The 5,468-nt window shown below is 65.6% G+C and carries 5 protein-coding genes; all 5 read left to right on the forward strand.

Annotated elements, in window-relative coordinates; translation table 11 throughout:
* The coding region (locus tag JYJ84_RS27505) for an S-adenosylmethionine:tRNA ribosyltransferase-isomerase (protein WP_205189697.1) at positions 1-226 on the forward strand (226 nt) is incomplete at its 5' end.
* A 162-nt stretch (positions 227-388) separates the two neighbouring features.
* Complete coding sequence (tgt, locus tag JYJ84_RS27510) at positions 389-1,576, forward strand: tRNA guanosine(34) transglycosylase Tgt (RefSeq protein ID WP_174963461.1); 1,188 nt, start codon at positions 389-391, stop codon at positions 1,574-1,576.
* 234 nt (positions 1,577-1,810) lie between these two features.
* Complete coding sequence (gene yajC, locus JYJ84_RS27515) at positions 1,811-2,134, forward strand: preprotein translocase subunit YajC (protein ID WP_006476868.1); 324 nt, start codon at positions 1,811-1,813, stop codon at positions 2,132-2,134.
* Positions 2,135-2,240: 106 nt separating this feature from the next.
* On the forward strand, positions 2,241-4,262 hold the full coding sequence (gene secD, locus JYJ84_RS27520) for a protein translocase subunit SecD (RefSeq protein WP_174976872.1): 2,022 nt from the start codon (positions 2,241-2,243) through the stop codon (positions 4,260-4,262).
* 16 nt (positions 4,263-4,278) lie between these two features.
* A complete protein-coding gene (gene secF, locus JYJ84_RS27525; RefSeq protein ID WP_006482457.1) occupies positions 4,279-5,229 on the forward strand; it encodes a protein translocase subunit SecF in 951 nt (316 codons plus the stop codon).
* Positions 5,230-5,468: the final 239 nt, after the last annotated feature.

Here is a 5,468-nt window from a genome sequence, read left to right on the forward strand (position 1 = left end):
CGACATCTTCATCACGCCCGGCTATCGTTTCCGCGTGGTCGACCGGCTCGTCACGAACTTCCACCTGCCGAAGTCGACGTTGCTGATGCTCGTGTCCGCGTTCGCGGGCGTCGAGACGATCCGCGCCGCGTACCGGCACGCGATCGAGCAACGCTACCGCTTCTTCAGCTACGGCGACGCGATGCTGCTCACGCGCCGCGACACGCCGGAGGCGCCGCGCGCGTAAGCGCGGCATCCGCGACGGCCCATGCACCGCGCGGCCGCCGCGCCCCGTTTTCCCGCTGCGCGCGCTACGATGGCGCGCACCCGATTTTTCCCCGCCGCCGGTCTTCCGGCGGCGTTTCCAACATGCGCCGGACTGTTTTCCGGTAGCGAGGAGAATGACGCGATGACCGAAGGTTCATCCCACGATACGCACGCCCCCGTGCAGGACCGCCCGGCGAACGGGCTCGAATTCGAACTGCTGACGACCGACGGCCACGCGCGCCGCGGCCGCGTGAAGCTCAACCACGGCGTGGTCGAGACGCCGATCTTCATGCCGGTCGGCACCTACGGCACCGTGAAGGCGATCCAGCCGCGCGAGCTGCACGAGATCAAGGCCCAGATCATCCTCGGCAACACGTTCCACCTGTGGCTGCGCCCGGGCCTCGACACGATCGACGCGCACGGCGGCCTGCACGGCTTCATGGGCTGGAACAAGCCGATCCTGACCGACTCGGGCGGCTTCCAGGTGTTCTCGCTCGGCGACCTGCGCAAGATCACCGAGGACGGCGTCACGTTCGCGTCGCCGATCAACGGCGACAAGCTGTTCCTGTCGCCGGAAGTGTCGATGCAGATCCAGAAGGTGCTGAACTCGGACATCGTGATGCAGTTCGACGAGTGCACGCCGTATGCGACCAACGGCGTGCCGACCACGCACAAGGAAGCGGCCGACTCGATGCGCATGTCGCTGCGCTGGGCGAAGCGCTCGCTCGACGAGTTCGACCGGCTCGGCAACCCGAACGCGCTGTTCGGGATCGTCCAGGGCGGGATGTTCGAGGACCTGCGCGACGAATCGCTCGCCGGGCTCGCCGAGCTCGGCTTCCACGGCCTCGCGATCGGCGGGCTGTCGGTCGGCGAGCCGAAGGAAGACATGATGCGCGTGCTGCGCCACGTGGGCCCGAAGCTGCCGGCCAACAAGCCGCACTACCTGATGGGCGTCGGCACGCCGGAGGACCTGGTCGAAGGCGTCTCGAACGGCATCGACATGTTCGACTGTGTGATGCCGACCCGTAATGCGCGCAACGGCTGGCTGTTCACGCGCTTCGGCGACGTGAAGATCCGCAACGCGACGCACAAGAACTCGCTGAAGCCGCTCGACGCGAGCTGCACGTGCTACACGTGCCAGAATTTCTCGCGAGGCTACCTGCATCACCTGCACCGCGTCGGCGAGATCCTCGGCGCGCAGCTCAACACGATCCACAACCTGCACTACTACCTGCAGCTGATGAGCGAGATCCGCGAAGCGATCGAGACCCATACGTTCGACGCGTTCCGCCAGCGCTTCGCGGAGGATCGCGCAAGAGGGGTCGACTGACGGGCCGGCGGCCCGCATCGCGGGCTCGTCACATAGGACGCGTACTAAATAACGCGTCCCGACTGTCGAACCCGACCGCCAAATATTACAATTACCTTTCCAAACAAGTCGCAACGGACCCGGTTCGCGCTTTAACAGCTTGATCCGAAAGCGCATTTGCCGATCCGTTTGCGCATGGGGCCGGTGGTAGAATAACCGGCTTATTTTTCGATCTTCCCTTACGGAGAGACCAACGTGCCGTTCATTTCCAACGCGTTCGCCCAAGGTGCCGGTGGCGCCGAATCGAGCCTGATGAGCTTCCTGCCGCTCATCCTGATGTTTGCCGTGCTCTACTTCATCATGATCCGTCCGCAGATGAAGCGTCAGAAGGAGCATCGCAACATGCTCGCGGCCATGGCCAAGGGCGACGAAGTCGTCACGAGCGGCGGCCTCGTGGGCAAGGTGACGAAGGTCACCGAAGGCTACATCGGCGTCGAGATCGCCGAAGGCACCGAAATCACCGTGCAGAAGGCTGCGGTCACGACCATTCTGCCGAAGGGCACGATCAAGTCGCTGTAAGCCCTTCACCGAGCGTCCGGCTCCCCGCGCCGTGCCCGCCTGAGAGAGCGGGCCGCCGCGGCGCCGGACGCGACGCTTTCACGCCAACCACCCGTTCGGCTCCCTCATGAATCGTTATCCACTCTGGAAATATGTCGTGATGGTCGTGGCGCTCGCCATCGGCCTTCTGTACACATTGCCCAACTTCTTCGGCGAAGCGCCGGCGGTGCAGGTGTCGAGCGGCAAGGCCACGGTCAAGCTCGACTCGACCACGCTGACCCAGGTCGAATCGGCGCTCGCGTCCGCGCAGATCACGCCGGACGACGTCACCTTCGAGAACACGGCGACCAACGCGAACATCCGCGTGCGCCTGAAGGACACCGATACGCAGCTGCGCGTCAAGGACCTGCTGCAGAAGTCGCTGAACGCCGACCCGAACGATCCGCAGTACGTCGTCGCGCTGAACCTGCAGAGCGCGTCGCCGCGCTGGCTGACTGCCCTGCACGCGCTGCCGATGTATCTCGGCCTCGACCTGCGCGGCGGCGTCCACTTCCTGCTCCAGGTCGACATGACGGGCGCGCTGACGAAGAAGCTCGATTCCGACGCGTCCGACGCGCGCACGCTGCTGCGCGACAAGAACATCCGCGACGGTGGCGTGAGCCGCGTCGACCAGTCCGTGGTCGTCAATTTCAGCGATGCGCAGACGGCGGAAGACGCCCGCAAGGTGCTCGCGCTGTCGATCACCGAACTGCAATGGGCAACCCAGCCCGGCGGTGGCGGCACGCAGGTCGTCGGCACGTTTACGCCGGCCGTGCAGAAGTCCGTCGAGGACGCCGCGCTCAAGCAGAACCTGACGACGCTCCACAACCGCGTGAACGAACTCGGCGTGTCCGAACCGATCCTCCAGCAGCAAGGCAGCGACCGCATCGTCGTCGAACTGCCGGGCGTGCAGGACACCGCGAAGGCGAAGGACATCATCGGCCGCACCGCGACGCTCGAGGCGCGCCTCGCCGACCCGATCAACACGCATCCGAACCCGAACGACCCCGTTCCGCCGGGCGAGGAACTGTTCACGCAGGGCATCCAGGCGCCCGTGCTGCTGAAGAAGGACGTGATCTTCACCGGCGACCGCATCATCGATGCATCGGCCGGCTTCGACGAACACCAGCGTCCGTCGGTCAACATCCGCCTCGACTCGGCCGGTGGCCGCGCGGTGCGCACGGTATCGCGCGACAACATCGGCAAGCCGATGGCGATGGTGCTGTTCGAGAAGGGCAAGGGCGAAGTGCTGACGGTCGCGACGATCCAGTCGGAACTCGGCGACCGCTTCCAGATCACGGGCCAGCCGACGCCGCAAGCCGCAGCCGACCTCGCACTGCTGCTGCGCGCCGGTTCGCTCGCAGCGCCCATGGACATCATCGAGGAACGCACGATCGGCCCGAGCCTCGGCGCCGACAACATCAAGATGGGCGTCCACTCGGTGATCTGGGGCTTCTGCGCGATCGCCTTGTTCATGATCGCGTACTACATGCTGTTCGGCGTGGTGTCGGTGATCGGCCTGTCGGTGAACCTGCTGCTGCTCGTCGCCGTGCTGTCGCTGATGCAGGCGACGCTGACGCTGCCCGGTATCGCCGCTATCGCGCTCGCGCTCGGTATGGCGATCGACTCGAACGTGCTGATCAACGAGCGCGTGCGTGAAGAACTGCGCGCCGGCCAGCCGCCGCAGACCGCGATCCAGGCCGGTTACGCGCACGCATGGGCGACGATTCTCGACTCGAACGTCACGACGCTGATCGCCGGCCTCGCGCTGCTCGCGTTCGGCTCGGGCCCGGTTCGCGCGTTCGCGATCGTGCACTGCCTCGGTATCCTGACGTCGATGTTCTCCGCGGTGTTCTTCTCGCGCGGGATCGTCAACCTCTGGTACGGCGGCCGCAAGAAGCTGAAGTCGCTCGCGATCGGCCAGGTATGGAAGCCGGAAGGCGCCGCTGCCGGCGCGTCGTTCACCGACGCCGACGAATCGACCGACACCGCACGCGCCGCGAAGCTCGCCGCCCCCGCGAAGAGCAACGCGCCGCGCGCCGGCAAGCCGCAGCTGCGCAACCGCGCGCAGCAAGGCGTGTCGCCGAAGAAACCGGGCTCGACCCAATAAGGCCCCGGAGAAGACCATGGAATTTTTCCGCATCCGTAAAGACATTCCGTTCATGCGGCACGCGCTGGTGTTCAACGTGATCTCGCTGGTCACGTTCCTCGCCGCCGTGTTCTTCCTGTTCCACCGCGGGCTGCACCTGTCCGTCGAATTCACCGGCGGGACGGTGATCGAGGTGCAGTACCAGCAGGCCGCTGAACTCGAACCCGTGCGCGCGACGCTCGGCAAGCTCGGCTACGCCGACGCGCAGGTGCAGAACTTCGGCACGTCACGCAACGTGCTGATCCGCCTGCAGCTGAAGGAAGGCCTCACGTCCGCGCAGCAGAGCGACCAGGTGATGGGCGCGCTGAAGGCGCAGAGCCCGGACGTCACGCTGCAACGCGTCGAGTTCGTCGGCCCGCAGGTCGGCCGGGAGCTCGCGACCGACGGCCTGCTCGCGCTCGCGTGCGTCGTGATCGGCATCGTGATCTACCTGTCGTTCCGCTTCGAGTGGAAGTACGCAGTGGCCGGCATCATCGCCAACCTGCACGACGTCGTGATCATTCTCGGCTTCTTCGCGTTCTTCCAGTGGGAGTTCTCGCTGGCGGTGCTCGCGGCAATCCTCGCGGTGCTCGGCTACTCGGTCAACGAGTCGGTCGTCATCTTCGACCGGATCCGCGAGACGTTCCGCCGCGAACGCAAGATGAGCGTGCAGGAAGTGATCAACCACGCGATCACGACCACGATGTCGCGCACGATCATCACGCACACGTCGACCGAAATGATGGTGCTGTCGATGTTCTTCTTCGGCGGCCCGACGCTGCACTACTTCGCACTCGCGCTGACGGTCGGCATCATGTTCGGCATCTACTCGTCGGTGTTCGTCGCGGGTTCGCTCGCGATGTGGCTCGGCATCAAGCGCGAAGACCTGATCAAGGAAAAGAAGACCGCGCACGATCCGGACGATCCGAACGCAGGCGCGCAGGTTTAAGCGCCACGCTGCTTCGGCATCGACGAAAAGCCGGCCCGGTTGGGCCGGCTTTTTTTTGCCTGCGCCACCGCCGCGCATCGCGCCGCCCACTCGCCGTGCCCCGTCACGCGCGTCGGCTACAATCGTGACCGTCCCGCCGTACCGCACGCCGGCCGCGCGTCGGCGGGACAGCACCTTCGCCCTCCGTTCAAACGTGCGGTCCCGATGATGCCTCCCACGCGTGTCGTTCTTCGCCTTGC

The organism is Burkholderia sp. LMG 13014 (assembly GCF_905232215.1).
In the GTDB taxonomy this organism is placed as follows: Bacteria; Pseudomonadota; Gammaproteobacteria; order Burkholderiales; family Burkholderiaceae; genus Burkholderia.